Annotated in this window: 15 protein-coding genes; 7 read left to right on the top strand and 8 right to left on the bottom strand. The window is 69.9% G+C overall.

Annotated elements, in window-relative coordinates; genetic code table 11:
- Positions 1-63 precede the first annotated feature (63 nt).
- From NQK81_RS11135 to NQK81_RS11120, 4 genes are all read left to right on the top strand, one after another.
- Positions 64-1,572: a serine/threonine-protein kinase gene (locus tag NQK81_RS11135; RefSeq protein ID WP_257488108.1), complete on the top strand. Its 1,509-nt coding sequence runs from the start codon at positions 64-66 to the stop codon at positions 1,570-1,572.
- 111 nt (positions 1,573-1,683) lie between these two features.
- Positions 1,684-2,697: a 4-hydroxy-tetrahydrodipicolinate synthase gene (gene dapA / locus NQK81_RS11130; RefSeq protein ID WP_257488107.1), complete on the top strand. Its 1,014-nt coding sequence runs from the start codon at positions 1,684-1,686 to the stop codon at positions 2,695-2,697.
- Complete coding sequence (locus NQK81_RS11125) at positions 2,694-4,391, top strand: ribonuclease J (protein WP_185927423.1); 1,698 nt, start codon at positions 2,694-2,696, stop codon at positions 4,389-4,391. The genes dapA and NQK81_RS11125 overlap by 4 nt, the downstream gene beginning before the upstream one ends.
- Before the next feature lie 343 nt (positions 4,392-4,734).
- A complete protein-coding gene (locus tag NQK81_RS11120) occupies positions 4,735-6,294 on the top strand; it encodes a VWA domain-containing protein (RefSeq protein ID WP_257488106.1) in 1,560 nt (519 codons plus the stop codon).
- Here NQK81_RS11120 and NQK81_RS11115 read toward each other — a convergent pair.
- Positions 6,224-7,633, bottom strand: a complete 1,410-nt coding sequence (locus NQK81_RS11115) for an amino acid permease (RefSeq protein WP_257488105.1) — start codon at positions 7,631-7,633, stop codon at positions 6,224-6,226. The genes NQK81_RS11120 and NQK81_RS11115 overlap by 71 nt on opposite strands.
- Positions 7,634-7,786: 153 nt before the next feature.
- On the opposite strand from NQK81_RS11115, the gene NQK81_RS11110 reads away from it, so the two are divergent.
- Positions 7,787-8,374 carry a DUF305 domain-containing protein gene (locus NQK81_RS11110; protein WP_126737572.1) on the top strand — a complete coding sequence of 196 codons (588 nt, stop codon included), beginning with the start codon at positions 7,787-7,789 and terminating at the stop codon, positions 8,372-8,374.
- Here NQK81_RS11110 and NQK81_RS11105 read toward each other — a convergent pair.
- The 6 genes from NQK81_RS11105 to NQK81_RS11080 all read right to left on the bottom strand — a co-directional run bounded on the left by NQK81_RS11105 (position 8,351) and on the right by NQK81_RS11080 (position 13,477).
- Entirely contained in the window at positions 8,351-9,322 is a 972-nt protein-coding gene (locus tag NQK81_RS11105; protein ID WP_257488104.1) for an EamA family transporter, read from the bottom strand. The two genes, NQK81_RS11110 and NQK81_RS11105, sit on opposite strands and share 24 nt — an antisense overlap.
- Positions 9,323-9,492: 170 nt before the next feature.
- Positions 9,493-10,041 (bottom strand): hypothetical protein, encoded by a 549-nt coding sequence (locus tag NQK81_RS11100; RefSeq protein ID WP_257488103.1) that lies wholly within the window; start codon positions 10,039-10,041, stop codon positions 9,493-9,495.
- 71 nt (positions 10,042-10,112) lie between these two features.
- Positions 10,113-11,645 (bottom strand): alpha/beta hydrolase, encoded by a 1,533-nt coding sequence (locus NQK81_RS11095; RefSeq protein WP_257488102.1) that lies wholly within the window; start codon positions 11,643-11,645, stop codon positions 10,113-10,115.
- A complete protein-coding gene (locus NQK81_RS11090; RefSeq protein WP_126737576.1) occupies positions 11,645-11,935 on the bottom strand; it encodes a hypothetical protein in 291 nt (96 codons plus the stop codon). Before NQK81_RS11090 ends, NQK81_RS11095 begins: the two co-directional genes overlap by 1 nt.
- Before the next feature lie 70 nt (positions 11,936-12,005).
- A complete protein-coding gene (gene wrbA, locus NQK81_RS11085; RefSeq protein WP_257488101.1) occupies positions 12,006-12,620 on the bottom strand; it encodes an NAD(P)H:quinone oxidoreductase in 615 nt (204 codons plus the stop codon).
- 47 nt (positions 12,621-12,667) lie between these two features.
- Positions 12,668-13,477 carry a lysophospholipid acyltransferase family protein gene (locus NQK81_RS11080; protein WP_257488100.1) on the bottom strand — a complete coding sequence of 270 codons (810 nt, stop codon included), beginning with the start codon at positions 13,475-13,477 and terminating at the stop codon, positions 12,668-12,670.
- Positions 13,478-13,775: 298 nt separating this feature from the next.
- Between NQK81_RS11080 and NQK81_RS11075 the strand changes: the two genes are divergently transcribed.
- Together NQK81_RS11075 and NQK81_RS11070 are read left to right on the top strand one after the other, a co-directional pair.
- The gene (locus NQK81_RS11075; RefSeq protein ID WP_371878863.1) at positions 13,776-16,103 is read left to right on the top strand and encodes a DNA translocase FtsK; all 2,328 of its coding nucleotides are present in this window, start codon (positions 13,776-13,778) and stop codon (positions 16,101-16,103) included.
- Positions 16,104-16,336: 233 nt separating this feature from the next.
- Entirely contained in the window at positions 16,337-16,795 is a 459-nt protein-coding gene (locus NQK81_RS11070) for a hypothetical protein (protein ID WP_257488098.1), read from the top strand.
- Between the two features lie 99 nt (positions 16,796-16,894).
- Here NQK81_RS11070 and NQK81_RS11065 read toward each other — a convergent pair whose 3' ends face one another.
- Positions 16,895-17,539: a nitroreductase family protein gene (locus tag NQK81_RS11065; protein WP_126737581.1), complete on the bottom strand. Its 645-nt coding sequence runs from the start codon at positions 17,537-17,539 to the stop codon at positions 16,895-16,897.
- Positions 17,540-17,544 lie beyond the last annotated feature (5 nt).

Raw genomic sequence — 17,544 nt, 5'->3', positions numbered from 1 at the left:
AACCTTTCGGCGCGCGAACGGGTCCGAGTTAGCATCCTGCGCGAACCGAAGGAGCACCGAACCTTGACCGACGAACAGACCCGTCCGTACGGGCCGCCCCAGCAGACGCAGCAGGCCTCCGGCGCGCGGATCGTCGCCGGCCGATACGCCCTGCTGGGCGAGCTCGGCCGCGGCGGGATGGGCATCGTCTGGCGCGCGCAGGACCAGGTGATCGGCCGTCAGGTCGCGATCAAGGAGCTCAAGTTCCCGAACGCGCCCGAGGACGCCTCGGTGCTGTCGGAGCGGATGCTGCGCGAGGTCCGCTCGGGTGGGCGCCTCAACGACCCGGCCGTCGTGACGGTGTACGACGTCGTCACCGAGAACGGCGCGACCTACATCGTGATGGAGCTGGTCGAGGCGCCGACCCTGGCCGACCTGGTGCGCGACCACGGCCCCTTGCCCGCCCAGCAGGTCGCGCTGGTGGGAGAGCGGGTGCTGTCCGCGCTGCGCGCCGCGCACGCCGCCGGGATCGTGCACCGCGACGTCAAACCCGCGAACATCATGGTCGCGCCGGACGGCCGGGTGAAGCTCACCGACTTCGGTATCGCGCACGCCGCCGACGACCCGCGCCTGACCACCAGCGGCATGATCGTCGGCTCGCCCGCGTTCATGGCGCCGGAACGGGTCGAGGGCCGCGACGCGATGCCCGAATCCGATCTCTGGTCACTGGGCACGACGCTGTTCTTCGCCGCGGAGGGCATCGTCGCGTTCGAACGGTCGACCACCGCCGCGACACTGCACGCGATCATGACCGAGGCCCCGTACCTGACCAGGGTCCAGGGCCCGCTGGCCGCCGCGATCCTCGGCCTGCTGGTCACCAAACCCGAGGCGCGGATGTCGTACGACCAGGTGCGCAGCCTGCTCGCGGCCGCGCAGGGCGTGCAGGCCCAGCCGACGCCGCCTTCGGGCGGCACGGCGATGATGCCGCAGCACGGACAGCCGATGACCCGGCTCGCCCCGGCCCCGGTTCCGGCGAAGCGCAACCTGCGCCCGCTGTGGCTGAGCCTGGCCGCGGTCGCCGTGATCGGCGCACTGGTCGGCGGCATCTTCCTCGGCCGCTGGATGGCCGCGCCGGAGGGGAGCAACCAGGCCCAGCCCACCCTGACCTACGGCATCAACGGGCAGATCAAGCTCGGTTCCTCCGGTGACTGCTACAACGTGCCGCTCAAAGAGGGCGTCAACCTGAACGACGGCATCAGCTGCGGCAAGGACCATCTGCTGGAGGTCTTCGCCAAGGGCAGCCTGCTCGAAGTCCAGTCCTATTCGGACGACGAAGCCCAGGTCGCGGTGTATCCCGGCGCGGACGCGGTCAACCGGATCGCCGAGTCGCTGTGTTCGGCGACCTTCAATTCGAACGTCGTGCCCGGGGCGCAGCGGGCCTCGCTGACCTGGCGGGCCGTCGTGCCGACCGAAGCCGAATGGAACCGGCCGCCCAACGAGGACGACCGGAGCTATTCGCGCGGCTACTACTGCCTGCTCGCCAAGACCGACGGCAGCCAGATCCCCGCGCAGATCACGACCAAGGTCAAATAGCTCACAGAGAGTTTGCGCCGAGTTCGCCTTCGTCGCGGAAAATCTCCCGCATTCGGCGGGAGCGACCACGTCGGCAAGGGGTTCGGCGCTGGCAGGAGGTACCTTCACAGCATGTCCACTCCACCCACCGCAGCGCCGGGAAGACCGTTCGGGCGCGTGCTCACCGCGATGGCCACCCCCTTCGACGCCGACGGCGCGCTGGACCTGAAGCGGGCGCAGGAGCTGGCCGAACATCTCGTGGAACTGGGCAACGACGGTCTCGTCGTGAACGGCACGACCGGGGAGAGCCCCACCACGACCGACGCCGAGAAGAGCGAACTGGTCCGGGCCGTCGTCGAGGCCGTCGGTGACCGCGCGACGATCGTCGCCGGGGCCGGCACGAACAACACCGCGCACAGCATCGAGCAGGCGAAGCAGGCCGAAGCGGCCGGCGCCCACGGCATCCTCGTCGTCACCCCGTACTACTCGCGGCCCAGCCAGGCCGGGCTCTACGCGCACTTCACCACGGTCGCCGATGCCACCGAGCTGCCGGTGATGCTCTACGACATCCCGCCGCGCTCGATCGTCCCCATCGAGGTCGACACGCTGCTGCGGCTGGCCGAGCACCCGCGCATCCTCGCGGTCAAGGACGCCAAGGGCGACCTGATCGCCGGCTCCGAGGTCATCGCGAACACCCAGCTCGCCTACTACTCCGGTGACGACGGCCTCAACCTCCCGTGGGTCTCGGTCGGCGGCACCGGCGTGGTCAGCGTGATCGGGCACGTCGTGGCGGGCCGCATCCGCGGCATGATGGACGCCTACGAGTCCGGCGACACCTCCACCGCGCGCACCAACCACCGCGGCATGCTGCCGGTCCTGCGGGCGATGTCCCGGGTCGGCGGCGTCGCCTTCTCGAAGGCGGCCCTGCGGCTGCGCGGATTCGACATCGGTGACCCGCGGCTGCCCATCGTGGCCGCGAGCGACGAGCAGCTCCAGGCGATTTCCGCGGATCTCGCCCAGGGGGGCGTGCCGCTCGGGGAAAGCGCCGCCAGTGACTGGCATGGTGCACGAGTGGCACAAGCAGATTCAGCGGCGGCCTACACGGCGCCGACCTCACATACCAGCGTAGGGACCATGCCTCGGTGAGTTCATTGCCAACCGGACCCGGACCGACCACCCCACCGCCCGCGCTGCCCGAAGGCGCCTTGCGCGTGGTCGCGCTCGGCGGGATCGGCGAAGTCGGCCGCAACATGACCGTCTTCGAGTTCGGCGGCCGCCTGCTGATCGTCGACTGCGGGGTGCTCTTCCCCGAAGACGACCAGCCCGGCGTCGACCTGATCCTGCCCGACTTCCGCGCGATCGAAGACCGCCTCGAGGACATCGACGGCCTCGTCCTCACCCACGGGCACGAGGACCACATCGGCGCCGTCCCGTTCCTGCTGCGGCTGGTCCCGGACCTGAAGATCTACGGCTCCCGGTTCACGAACGCGCTGCTCGCGGCCAAGGCCAAGGAGCACCGCCAGCGGCCGAACCTGATCGAGGTCCGCGAGGGCGAGCGACGCAAGGTCGGCGAGTTCGACCTGGAGTTCTTCGCGGTCAACCACTCGATCCCGGACGCGCTCGCGGTGGCCATCCGCACACCCGCGGGTGTCGTGCTGCACACCGGCGACATCAAGCTCGACCAGCTCCCGCTCGACGGCAGGCTGACCGACCTCGCCGGGTTCTCCCGGCTCGGCGACGAGGGCGTGGACCTGTTCTGCGTCGACTCGACCAACGCCGAGGTGCCCGGGTTCGTCATGCCGGAACGCGACATCGGCCCGGTGCTCGACGACGTCGTCCGCAAGGTCGGCCAGCGCGTCATCGTCGCCTGCTTCGCGAGCCACGTGCACCGCGTCCAGCAGGTGCTCGACGCCGCCGTCCGCCACGGCCGCCGGGTCGCCTTCGTCGGCCGCTCGATGGTCCGGAACATGGGGATCGCCGCCGACCTCGGGCTGCTGAACGTGCCCGACGGCCTGCTGGTCAACCTCGACCAGGCGGGTGACCTGCCCGAGAGCAAGGTGCTGTTCGTGTCGACCGGTTCGCAGGGCGAGCCGCTGTCGGCGCTGTCGCGGATGGCGCGCGGCGAGCACCGGCAGATCTCGATCCGCGCCGGCGACACCGTCGTACTGGCCAGCTCGATGATCCCGGGCAACGAGACCGCGGTCTTCGGCGTCGTCAACGGCCTCACCAGGCTCGGCGCGAACGTCGTGCACCAGGGCAACGCCAAGGTGCACGTGTCCGGGCACGCGTCGGCGGGCGAGCTGCTGTACCTGTACAACGCGGTGCGCCCCAGCAACGTCATGCCGGTGCACGGCGAGTGGAAGCACCTGCGCGCCAACGGCGAGCTGGCCGTGCGCACCGGTGTCGCGCCGGAGAACGTGGTCATCGCCGAGGACGGCGTCGTGGTCGACCTCGTCGACGGCAAGGCCACGCGGACCGGCCGGGTCGAGGTCGGGCACGTGTACGTCGACGGCCTCTCGGTCGGCGACGTCGGCGAGTCGACGTTGTCGGACAGGCTCGTGCTCGGCGAAGGCGGTTTCATCGCCATCACGGTCGCCGTCGACACCAGCACCGGCCGCGCGGTGACCCGCCCGACGGTGTCCGGGCGCGGGTTCTCCGACGACCCGAAGGCGCTCGACGCCGTGCTCCCGATGGTGGAGATGGAACTCGCCAGGACCGAGGCCGAGGGCATCACCGACACGCACCGCATCGCGCAGGCCGTGCGCCGCGTCGTCGGCCGCTGGGTCGCCGACACCTACCGGCGCCGCCCGATGATCGTGCCGACGGTCATCCCGGTCTAGTCCCGAACGCGCGTGAAGGCCCCCTTCCCTCGGCTCAGCCGAGGGAAGGGGGCCTTCACGCGCGAGTGGCGGCCGCCAGCAGCAGGGCGAAGGCGACCGTGAGCGCCTGGCCGAAGAGGGCGTTGCGGGCTTTGCGCTGTTCCGCACGAGTGGGCCGGTTCATCACGAATTCCCCCGGTTTCGAGTGCTTTCCTTACCGGGCAAGTGTTCCGCGCCCCGCGTCGGGGCACCTCCCGCCTCGGTGGGGTCTTTCTCCGCCGAAAGTCGCGGCCTTCCCCTAGGGTTGCGGTCGGCGTACCCTCGGACGCTCCTCGATCCCCATGCCGGGAGACCGGGAGAGTTCATGGGACGCCACGCCACCGCCCGGACCCGAAGACGGATACTGCTCCCCCTGCTGGCGATCGCGCTGGCGGCCGTGCTCGGCGCGGCCACCTGGGCCGTCGTGGCGATGGCGAGGTCCGATCCCGGCTGCGAGCCCGTGCGGGTGGTCGTCGCGGCGTCGCCCGACATCGCCCCCGCGGTCACCGAAGCCGCCCGCGCTCTCGATCTCGCCTGCGTCGCCTTCGACGTCCAGCCCAGGGAATCCCACCAGGTCGCGGCCGAGCTGTCCGGGACGGCGTCCCGGCCGCAGGCCTGGATCCCGTCCTCGACGTTGTTCCTGAGAAAGGCCGGCGGCGTTCCCCTTTCCGGGCCGTCGATCGCCAGTTCGCCGGTGGTGCTCGCGGTCGCGGAGCCGGTCGCGCGGGAACTCGGCTGGCCCCGTAAGCCGCTGACTTGGCCGGAAGTCCTCGCTCACACCGGAATCGTCGCCGGGATGCCGGATCCGGGACACGATCCCGCCGGGGTTTCAGCGCTGGTGGCACTGCGCGAGCTCACCAAGGACGCCTCGGATCCGGCCGCCGCGTACGTGGCTTCGCTCCGGCATTTCTCGCCCACCACATCCGGCGCGACGGTGTTCCCCGCGGCCGAGAACGCGGTGCTGCGGCACAATTCCGGGCTTCTCGAAGGCGAGACCGCGTCGGTGGCGGTGTACTCGTCCGCCGCTCCCGCGCTCGACTACCCGTTCGTCGAGGTCGAGGGGGCGACCGCGCAGCAGGGCAAGGCCGTCGCGGAACTGAAACGCGCGCTGCTCCGCGGTGCCGCGACCGGCCCGAGGTCGGAGCTGCGCGCCGCCGGCGGGCAGGCGTTGCGGCTCACCGAAACCGATCAACGCGTCGAGGCCCAAGGACAGCGCAGCGCCGAAATCCCGGACGCCGCGGAGGTCGCCAAGGCGCTCAGCCAGTGGGCCGCGGTGAACGCGAGCGCCCGGGTCCAGGTGCTGATCGACGTGTCCGGTTCGATGAGCGCGCCGGTCCCGGGAACGGGCAAGTCCCGGCTGCGGATCACGCTTGAGGCGGCGGAGAACGCCCTGCACCTGTTCAGATCCACGTCACAGGTCCGTTTTCTGGCCTTCGCGACCAAAGTGGACGGTGACCGCGACTACCGGGAGATCCTGCCGATGGCGCCGATCCGTCAGCAGCTGGCCGCCGTCGACCGGCTGCGCGCGGTCCGCGCCGTGCCGGACGGGCAGACCGGGCTGTACGACAGTGTCCTCGACATCTACCGGCTGGCGCACGAGGAATGGGAGCGGGGGAAGCTGAACCTCGTCATCGTGATGACCGACGGCCGCGACACCGATCCCGGTGGCATCAGCCGCGAGAACCTGGTGGCGGAACTGGGAAAGCTGAGCGACCGGGACCGCCCGGTGCCGTTGATCGCCATCGGGATCGGGCCGGAGGCCGACGAGACCGAACTCCGTCAGCTCGTCGCGCCCGCCGGCGGCCAGGCCTTCCTCAGCCGTGATCCCGCGAAGATCGGAGAGGTGTTCTACGGTGCTCTGGGCCGGATCGCCGGCGCTGGATGAAGTAGACGCCGAGGATCACCGCCAGGCTGATCAGGCTCAGGTACAGCTGGGCCCGCGTGTCCGCGTCCACGAACAGCATCGACGCGACCACGGCCAGCGTCCCGGCGAGGGTGAGCCAGCTCAGCCACGGGTAGCCCCACATGCGCAGTTTCAGCCGCTCCGGTGCCTCGGCCTCCAGACGGCGCCGCATCCGGAGCTGTGAGCCGGCGATGATCGCGTAGACGAACAATGCGACCGCCCCGGCGGAGTTGATGATGAAGTAGAAGATCTTGTCCGGGGACACGAAGTTCATCACCACGGCCACGTAGCCGACCGACGTGGACACCAGGATCGCCTTCCACGGCACGCCGCGCCGGTTCGTGTCCGCGACCCATTTCGGCGCCCAGCCGTTGCCGCGCAACGCGAACAGCATGCGGGAAGCGGTGTACAGGCCCGAATTCAGCACCGACAGCACGGCCGTCAGCACCACCGCGCTGACCACCGTCTCGGCGGCGGGGATGCCGAACCGCCCGAACGCGGCGGCGAACGGGCTCGTCGTGGTCGGGATGTCGCGCCAGCCGGTGATCATCACCAGCAGCGTCACGGAGCCGACGTAGAAGACGATGACCCGCCAGACGATCGACGAGGTCGCCTTGCGCACGGCCGTTTCGGGCTCGCGCGATTCGGCGGCGGCGATGGTGACGATCTCCGCGCCGAAGTAGGAGAAGATCACGATCACCACGCCGTGCACCACCGAGAACGGGCCGTGGGCCAGGAAACCGTCCTGCGCGATGTTGCCGACCGAGAACGATCCGCCGGGCCAGGCCCCGAGCACGAACAGGACGCCCACCACGAGGAACACCACGATCGTGGCGATCTTGACCGACGCTAGCCAGAACTCCGTCTCCCCGAAGGAACGGGCCGAAGCGAGGTTGGTCGCGGTCAGCAGCAGCATCAGCACGAGCGAGAAGATCCATTGCGGCACAACGGGAATCCACGTCTGCAGGATCTTCGCCCCGGCGACGGCCTCGAACGCGACCACGCCGACCCAGAAGTACCAGTACAGCCAGCCGACCGTGAAGCCCGCCCAGCCGCCGAGCGAGGTCCGCGCGTATTCCATGAAGGAACCCTGCGACGGCGCGGCCGTCGCCATCTCGCCGAGCATCCGCATCACCAGCACGACGATCAGGCCGCCGATGGCGTAGGAGAGGACGGCCGCCGGGCCGACGGTGTGGATGACCGCGCCGCTGCCGATGAACAGGCTCGCGCCGATGATGCCGCCGAGGGCGATCATCCGGACGTGGCGTTGCCGCAGGTCCGGGCGCAGACCCGCCCGTTCGGAACCGGCTTCTGCACCCATGTCGCGGTTACCTCCTGTCGGAGTGACGGCGGATCGCGGGATTGTCGCACCGCGAGGCCGGGAGGAAAAGTGTTTGCGCAACCCCAGGTGAACAGGCCGATGTGGACTCTGCCAACCTAGGCACCTCCACCGCGCGTTCCGAGGAGCTCTTCGATGCCGCACGCCGTCCTCCGGTTCCTGCCCGCCGTCGCCCTGGCCGCCGCGCTCGCGGGCTGCTCGGACGAGGCACCCCAGTCGCAGACGGCGCCTCCGGCGTCATCACCGGTGGCGCAGCAGGCCGCCGTTCCGTTCAACGACGCTGATGTCGCGTTCGCGCGGCAAGCCCTCGCGCACCACCAGCAGGGCGTGGATCTGGCTTCCCTGGCGGAAACCCGCGCGGCGAACGAGCAGCTGAAGGCGCTCGCGAAGCGGGTCATCGACACGCACGAACCGGAGATCGCGCGGCTGTCCGGGCTCATCGAGGCGTGGGGTCAGCCCGCGCCGGACGACCCGAACCTCGAGCACATCCAGCGCGACGGGTACATCAGCCCGGGTGACATGGCGGCACTGGCCGGACTGTCCGGAAAGGACTTCGACCGGCAGTTCGCCGCGCGGCTGCTGCGCCAGCGCGAAGCGGGTGTCCGCATCGCCGACGCCGAAACCCAGCACGGCCGCAACCCCGACGCCCGCGATCTCGCCGCGACGACCTCGCGTTCGCAGCAGCAGGAGATCAGCGACCTACGGGGCTTCCAGCAGGGTTGAGTCCGTCTGGACCACGTTCGAATTCAGCTGGACGATGTACGCGCCGGTCAGCAGCACCACCGCGCCGGCGGCTTGGATCCAGCTGAGGGCCTCGCCCAGCAGCAGCCAGGCCGCGGTGGCCGCGATCAACGGCTCCACCAGCCCGACGACGCTCGCCACCGGCGCCGGAAGATGGCGCAGCGCCGCCATCCCCGTCGCGTAGGCGAGGACGGTCGCGATCAGCACCAGCGCGATCAGCAACGACCACACCGGCGGCTCCCACGGCCCGAACGTCGCCGGGGTGTCGAGGACGCCCCACGGGATCGTCCACGGCGGAGCGACCGCGCACACCAGGACCGCGCCGATCGTCATGCCCCAGGTGACCATGCCGAGCGGGTCGCGGTCCGCGACGCCTCGCTCGCCCAGGAGGAAGTAGCCCGCCGAGCAGACGGCCGCGCCCAGCCCGGCGAGCAACCCGAGGACGTCCAGGCTGAGCCCCTCCCAGACCTGCGCGACCAGCATCAGCCCGATCATCGCCAACGCGATGCCCGCCCACATCACCCTCGGCAACCGCACGCGGCGCACGAACCGCACCCACAGCGCGATCAGCACGGGAGAGGTGAACTCGAGCAGGATCGCGATCCCGACCGGGATCCGGCCCGCCGCCAGGAAGTACATGAGCTGGACGCCCGCGACACCGAGGGAGCCGTACGCGAGCAGCAGCGGCCACTCGTTCTTCGTGACTTTGAGGAGCTTCGGCCGGAAGACGGCGACCAGCGCGAGCAGGACGATCGCCGAGAGCCCGATGCGGATCGCCGCGACCTGCTCCGGGGACAACCCGGCCTGCATCGCCGGTTTGCCCAGCACACCCGAGGTCCCGAAGAAGAGCGCGGCGAGCAGGATCAGTGTGATGCCCCGGCCGCGATGCGCGACGTGCTGGCTGGGGGCGGCGGCGAGTTCGGCGGTCACGGCCGGAGGGTAGAGGCCGGGTGGCGGCGGGTCGACCCGTTTTCCCAGCTGCTGGTCTTCGGCCCGGGTGGTCGTGAGTGGCGATTCGTGTTCTAACCCTAATCGCCACTCACGACCGGCCCGCGGGCGCGTTCACCGGAAACCGCGAGTAAGGGAAGGCCGCGAGCCGGTCAGAAGGAGGTGCCGCCGTCGGTCCAGTCGGTCTGGGCGAAGTCCTCGTCGTCGACGGGGGCTCGACGCGGTTTGCGGACCGGTTCTGGTGGCGGGGGAGCGGCGACCGGCTGCTCGGGTTCGCCGGCTTCGAGGGCCTGGGGTTCGGGCGTGCCGTTCGGCCAGACGCAGGGGGAGGTCGCGCCGACGTAGAACTTGCCGAGGTCGTTCGCCTTGATCGACATGTCGAAGGCATCGCCGGTGTTGCGTGCGAAGACATACTGATCCGTCGGCCGGGCGTCGGTCAGGATCTTGAAGGCGTTCGCTTCCCACCACCGAGTGATCGCGGTGAAGTGCTCGGCGAACCGCGCGGAGTCCAGGCCGACGATCTCGTAGGTCGCTGAGATCTCGAAGCGGCCCAGCGGGCCCTTGTCGGTCGGATCGGTGCATTCCGAACGGTTCCGCGTGAACGGCTTCAATTCGGCGTCGGCGGGCAACGCCGACAACGCGCCTTGGATGTACTGCTCGACCTTGTCGCGAGCCTGCTGTTCGGTGATCGTCGATTCCATGTCGTCCCCACCTCCAGGGGAACAGGCCGCCGAGAACATCAGCGAGGCGAGGATGAATGTTCGTGCCCGGTTCACGTCGTCGGTTTCCCGGCGATGATCTGGCCGAGATTGTTCAGCGACGGGTTGTTGTCCTCCCAGTATTCGCTGTGCGCCTCCGTGCTGTACCCGCCCCACCCGTCCGTCCCCGGCGCCGAGGTGAACACCTGCCCGCCGAAGTCCGCGTCGGTCGGGTCCTGGCCGAGGATCGGGTCGTACCCCGCGATCTCGACGTTGGCCAGGTTGATCATGTCGTGTTCGGCGACCGTCGCGTGCACGTGCTTGCCGATCTCGTCCTGATTCACCCCGTCGAGGTGCAGCTCGCTCACGTCGTGCGCGCCGACACCGGGGCTCGCCACGAAGACGAGTTCGTCCGCGGCGAGGCCGCCGTCACCGGCCGCGTGCCCGACGACGGTGGTGCCGTAGCTGTGCCCCAGCACCGTGTTGTGCGACGGCGGTCCTTGGTGCGTTTCCCGCAGCCCGTCTTGGAACTGGTCGAGGGCCGCCTTGCCACCCTCGGCGTACTTGTCGCTCGCGGCGTCGGTGAGCTCGTTCGGCGCGTCGTAGCCGAGCCAGGTGATCACGGCCGTCGAGGGCGAGCCCGACGTGGTCGCCGCGGCCCACATCTTGTCCGACCGGTTGAGATCGCCGCCGATTTTCGACAACTCCGAACCGGTCCCCGGCACGTACGTCGCCACGTTCGCGGCGGTGTCGGGATTCCCCGCGGACACGATCGCCTTCCCGTCGCCGCTGGTGTCCAGTCCCAGCAGGAACGCCTGGGGGTCCGACCGGTCCAGCCGCTGTTGGATGGCTTCGAGTCCCCTGAGTTTGGGATCGCCTTGGAGCCGCGCGATCTCGCGCGCGAGGACGGCGCGGTTGGCGGCGTCGCGGTCGGCCGCCGGGATCCCGTCGAGATTGCCGACGAGCCCCGGATTTCCTTGCAGCAGCGCGACTTTCGCCGTGTCCGACAGGCTCGCCCACCAAGCCTTGTTGTCGCCGGGGGTGCCGTTCTCCGGTGGGCCGATGATCGACAGCCCGCTCTGCGCGGCTCCGGCTTCGGCCGCTTGGGCGAGCGTGCCGCCACCCTCTTCGGTGATCTCGCCACGTAAGGCCCGCCGCAGGATCTCGGCGAAATCGGCGTCGACGTCTGCCGCGCGGCGCAGGCCCTGTTCGATCCTGTCGGCCAGTTCCACCAGCACGCGTGCCTGGTCCGGCTGTGGAACGCCGACCGAAATGTCGCCACCGGCGCCGATGGTCAGGCCGTTCCGGTGGGCCAGTTCGTCGGTCTCCCGTACGAACGCGACGATCCGGTCCAGTGCGATCTGCACTTCGTGAGCGCCTCGCCGGACCGCGGAAGCCTCGGCGACGAGCCGTTCCAAGGTGGAGGTCAGCGACGCGCCCCGCGTCGCCGCGGCGGTGGCCGCGTCGCCGGTCCAGCCCGGGAAGCGGGTCATGGCCTCGACGTCGTCGTTCGCGGCGATGATCTTGGTGCAGCCGTCGTTGAGCGCGTCGGCGACGCGGCCGATCGCGGCCGGATCCCACCGGCGCACGTCTCCCCAGGTGAGCATCAGACGGGAAGTTCCCGCGACGCCGCCAGTTCGTTCGAGCGGTAACGCGCGGCCGCCGCGTCGAGCCGTGCGGAGTAGTCCGCGGTGTTCTCGGCCCAGCCGGGCACCGCGCGGCCCCAGGAGTCCGCGAGCAAGCGGGCCGCTTCACCGGACACGCCACCCGGCAGACCCGCCGCGACGCCGGAAAGCGCGGCCGCCAGGTTCACCTTCCCGACGTCGTCCGACGCCCGTTTCGCCGCGCTCGACGCCGCGCCGATCGCCTCCAAGGCCACCTCGTACCCGCCGGTCATCCCGCTTCCTCCCCGTAGCGTGACGCTGTGTGACCACACTATGACGCGGGAGCCGGACGCGCGGTTCCCTTCACCCGTCCTTGAAAAGACCGTCGGCGATGTAACCCGAAACGGTGGCGAGGCGCCGCCCCTGGAGACGGAGGGCGTCCAGGGCGAGATCGTCCGGTTCGGCGGACTTGCGCGAGACGAACGAACCGCCGTACGGATTGCCCGATTCGAGCAGCCGCGGATCGGTGTAGCCGAGCGGCAGGACGATGGCGCCCCAGTGGTAGAAGATGTTGTTCGTCGCCAGCACGGTTGCTTCGAGGCCGCCGTGCGCGGTGGAGGCGGTGGTGAACGATGTCGCGACCTTGTTCACCAGCTTTCCCTTGGCCCACAGGCCGCCGGTACTGTCCAAAAAGGACTTAAGCTGGGCGGCGGGCCCGCCGAAGCGGGTCGGGCTCCCGGCCGCGAACCCGTCGGCCCACTCCAGGTCTTCCAGCGTCGCCGTCTCGTGGTGCGGCCCCGCGTCCACCCACGCCTGCCAGCGCGGATTGCTCGCCACCGCGCCGGGCGGGGCGGTTTCGGGAACCGTGCGGACGCGGACTTCGGCCTCGGCCTCGCGGGCGCCGTCGGCCAGCGCCGACGCCAGTTTCGCGGTGTTGCCGGTCGCGCTGTAGTAGACGACGAGGATGCGGGTGCTCACGTCCGCCGACCTTAGGCGAGCGTGAGCACCCGTCTCAGGATCCGGACTCAGTACTTCTTCCAGGGGCTGACGGTGTCCGTCGGCCGCGTCGGGTCGTGGAAACGCGGCTTGTCCAGTTCGTCGCGGCGCAGCGGGACGAGACCGTCGGTGATCGCCTGCATGATCTTGGCGTGCGCGCGGACTCCGGCGCCCGGCCGCTCCGGCTCGACCTCCGACAGATCCACCGGATCGCCGAAGTGCACCTTGAACCGCGGCCGCCGCATGGGCGCGCTCAGCCCGGACTTCGCGAGCGGCACCAGATCGGCGGGGCCGTTGACGGTCTCCGTGCCCCAGTACACGGCTTCGTGCGCGCCCCACTGGCTGATCGGGATCACCGGCACCCCGGCGGCCAGCGCGAGCCGCGCCGCGCCGGTCTTGCCGCGTTCCGGCCACAGACCGGGGTCGTGGCTGATCCGGCCCTCGGGATAGACGATCAGCGGGTCGCGGGTGGTCCGCAGGGCTGCGGTGGCTTCGGCGAACTGGCCGATGGCCGTCGACGCCTGTTTGCGGTCGACCCGCAGGTGACCGCTGAGCCGCAGCGCGGGGCCGATGACCGGCGCGTCCAGGATGCCGCCCGCCAGCATGAACCGCGGATTGATGCCGATCCGCTTGCAGGCGGCCATCAGCACGAACGCGTCGAAGACGCCGATGTGGTTGGCCGTCATGAGCAAGGGCTTGCGGCGCAGTTCTGCCGGGACACCGCCGGTCACGGTGAGTTTGCCGACGAAGTTGACCAGCCCCCGGTCGATGTTCAGCATCGTGCGCCAGATTGCCGGGGCGCGGCGAGCCGAATTCTCATCCTGATGCAGCGCGAACATGGGGCAGAGCATGTCATGGCCCGCTTTTCACCCGGATGGCCGCTCAAGCTGTGACCTGAGACGAATGTTCCGGATGTGCTCCGAGTGGCAGCCGGGGCTGGAGGGTCGAGGCGGTTACCGTGGAGACATGGCTAGCGGGTCGACGACCAGGAAACGGAGTACGGCGCGAAGCGGCGGCAGCAAGGGGCCGGCGCGAAAGCCGCGTACCCCGGCGAAGCCCAGGTCAACGGCTGCGAGGAAGCCCGCTCCACGGCGTCCGGCGCCGCGGAAGAAGTCGTCCGGCACGTTCGCGAAGGGCGTGCGCGGCACCTGGAACCTGCTCGCGAAGGGCCTCGGCACCCTCGCGCGGACGGTCGGCCGCGGCCGCGAACTCGAACCCGAGCACCGTCGTGACGGTCTCGCGCTGGGCCTCATCGCCCTGGCGCTGGTGATCGCCTTCGGTGTCTGGTGGCGGGCCGCTGGCCCGATCGGCGGCTGGGTCGAGGTCGGTGCCCGCTCACTGCTGGGCGCCGGGGCCGTGACGCTCCCGCTGGTGCTGACCGTGGTCGCCGTCGCGCTGATGCGGTCGGAACCGATGCCGGAGGCCCGGCCGCGGATGGTCATCGGCACCCTGCTGGTGGTCCTGGCGGTACTGGGCCTGCTGCACATCTTCACCGCGCTGCCCGAGACCAACGACGGCCGGATGTACGCCGGCGGGGTGATCGGCGCGTTCTCCGGCGGCCTGCTGACCATGGGGGTCACCACTTGGGTCGCGGTGCCGCTGCTGGTGCTCGCGCTACTGTTCGGCACGCTCGTGTTCACCGGGACGCCGGTCCGAGAGATCCCGCACCGCCTGCGGAACTGGGGTCTCGACCCCGAAGAGATCGAAGAGGCCGAGGCCGAGCGCAAGGCCATCCACGACGAACGCGACGCCGTCACCGAAGCCGACCCGAAGTCGGTCCGCCTGCGGAAACCGTCGCGACGTCGTCAGGCCACGGGCGACCACGAGGGCGAGCAACTCGACATCGAGGCCGCGCTGGCCGAAGCGCCGACGCCGCTGCGCCCGCCGAAGCCGGCTCCCAAGCCTGTCGAAGAGAAGAAGCCGAAGAAGGCCGAGGCACCGCTGGCGGTCACCAGGACCGTCGAAGGCGACTACCAGCTCCCGCCGCCGGACCTGCTGAAGCTCGGCGACGCGCCGAAGTCCCGCAGCAAGGCCAACGACGCCATGATCGAGGCGATCACCGGCGTGCTGGAGCAGTTCAACGTCGACGCGCAGGTCACCGGCTTCACGCGGGGCCCGACGGTCACCCGGTACGAGGTCGAACTCGGCCCCGGCGTGAAGGTCGAGAAGATCACCGCGCTGACCAAGAACATCGCTTACGCGGTGGCGACCGACAACGTCCGGCTGCTGGCGCCGATCCCCGGCAAATCCGCGGTCGGTATCGAGGTGCCGAACTCCGACCGCGAGATGGTGCGCCTCGGCGACGTGCTGCGCGCGCCGTCGACGGTCAAGGACAACCACCCGATGGTCATCGGGCTCGGCAAGGACATCGAGGGCCATTTCGTCACCGCGAACCTGACGAAGATGCCGCACCTGCTGGTGGCGGGGTCCACCGGTTCCGGTAAGTCGAGCTTCGTGAACTCGATGCTGGTGTCGCTGCTCGCGCGGTCGACGCCGGACGAATGCCGGATGATCCTGATCGACCCGAAGATGGTCGAGCTGACCCCGTACGAGGGCATCCCGCACCTGATCACGCCCATCATCACCCAGCCGAAGAAGGCCGCCGCGGCGCTGGCCTGGCTGGTGGAGGAGATGGAGCAGCGCTATCAGGACATGCAGGTCAACAAGGTCCGGCACATCGACGACTACAACAAGAAGGTGCGCTCCGGCGAGATCACCGCGCCGCCCGGTAGCGAGCGCGTCTACCAGCCGTACCCGTACATCATGGCGATCGTCGACGAGCTCGCCGACCTGATGATGACCGCCCCGCGCGACGTCGAGGACGCGATCGTCCGGATCACCCAGAAGGCGCGTGCCGCCGGTATCCACCTGGTGCTGGCGACCCAGCGCCCGTCGGTCGACGTCGTGACCGGCCTGATCAAGACGAACGTGCCGTCGCGGCTGGCGTTCGCGACCTCTTCGCTCACCGACTCGCGGGTCATCCTCGACCAGCCGGGCGCGGAGAAGCTCATCGGTATGGGTGACGCGCTGTACCTGCCGATGGGTGCCGGGAAACCGGTCCGGATCCAGGGTGCCTTCGTCGGCGACGAAGAGATCTCCGCGGTGGTGAACTTCGCCAAGGAGCAGGCGCAGCCGGACTACCAGGACGGCGTCACCGCGGCGAAGGCCGGCGAGAAGAAGGAAATCGACTCCGACATCGGCGACGACCTCGACGTCCTGCTGCAGGCCGCCGAGCTGATCGTCACCTCGCAGTTCGGCTCGACGTCCATGCTGCAGCGCAAGCTGCGGGTCGGCTTCGCCAAGGCCGGTCGCCTGATGGACCTGCTGGAAAGCCGTGGCGTCGTCGGGCCTTCGGAGGGCTCGAAGGCGCGGGACGTGCTGATCAAGCCGGAGGAACTGGAGTCGGTGCTGTTCATGATCCGCGGCGGCGGGGACGCGAACGGCGGCGACGTCTCGGACGACTGAACCGAACCCCTGTGGTGATCCTCAGGCCCGGGTCCGTGAAGGCCCCCTTCCCTCGGCTCAGCCGAGGAGACTCGACCTTCACACCCCTCCCCGAAGTACATGAAGGCCCCCTTCAGTGCGCTAGACGCAAGGAAGGGGGCCTTCATGTACTTCGGGCCGGCAAGAACTCTGGTCTCACGAGGCTTTTGGAGCGCGGGTGCAACGGACCGGAGCCTCCGCTACGTCCAGAGCACGTGGACCTCAAGAAGCTGCTCGTCGTCTTCTGCGCCCTGGTCGGCCTCGCCTGCGGAGCCGGCAGCTCCGCCGCGCGCGAAGAACCCGCCGCGAGCCGGGCGCCGGTGGCCCAGCCCGCGCCGGTACAGCGGCCTGTTCAAGGGGCCGTCGAGCTGGGGGAGACCGTCGACCTCAAGGCCGGTGAAACGACCGAGGTCGCGTCGAAGGACGTCAGCATCCGTTTCGCTCGCCTGGTGTCCGATTCCCGCTGCGCCGAGGGAATGGTCTGCGTCTGGGAAGGGGAGGCCGTGATCGAGCTGACACTGGCCGAACCGGGACGCGGCGAGCGGACGACGGCGGCCCTCGCCTCCACCGGGCGTGGGGGCAGGCAGTCCGTCGAGTTCGCCGCCTGCCGGGTGGACCTGGTCGCCGTGAGTTCGGGGGGCGACCAGGTCACCCTGCGGGTGTCGAAGGCTTAGCGTCCGTGCCTCCCCGAGTACATGAAGGTCCCCATCCTTGCGCCTAGGTACAGGATGGGGTCCTTCACGTACTTCGGGCAGGCTCCGGCACGGACTGCTTCACTGGAGCGGGTTGCCCCAGCCGTCGAGGTACGCCACTTCCGACACCGGCACCCGCGCCGCAGGTTTGAAATCCGGCACCGTCGTGTAGGCGACCGGCAGCAGCCCGACCTGCGTGACATCGGCGGGGATGCCGAGGATTTCGGCCGCCTCCGCCTCGTGGGTCAGGTGGTACGTCGTGAGCGTCGAGCCGAGGCCGCGTGACCGCAGCGCCAGCTGGAAGTTCCACACCGCCGGGAAGATCCCGCCGTAGAACGCGGCGTCGGCGGCGTTGTCACCGCTGGGCCTGCCGGTCAGGCACGGGATGACGAACACGGGCACGCGGTCGATCACGTCGATCAGGTGCTGCCCCGACGCGAACGCCCGCGCCACCGAAGGCTCGGTGATCGCTTCGCCCAACGCCGCCGCGTTCGTCTCCAGATACGCCTTCCCGACCCGCCGGAACAGCTCCGACAGCCGGTCCTTCACGCCCTGATCCCGCACCACGAGCCATCGCCACGCCTGCTGGTTGCCCGGCGTGGGCGCCTGGAGCGCGAGCCGGAGGCACTCTTCGATCACCTCGGGTTCCACCGGCCGGTCCAGGTCGAGCTTGCGGCGCACCGCGCGCGTCGTGCTGAGCAGGTGGTCGGTGACCGAGGTGTCCATGAGCC

Source organism: Amycolatopsis roodepoortensis (assembly GCF_024628825.1).
GTDB lineage: Bacteria > Actinomycetota > Actinomycetes > Mycobacteriales > Pseudonocardiaceae > Amycolatopsis > Amycolatopsis roodepoortensis.
Note: the sequence above shows the minus strand (reverse complement) of the source record. Positions and strands in the feature narration are given on the sequence as shown.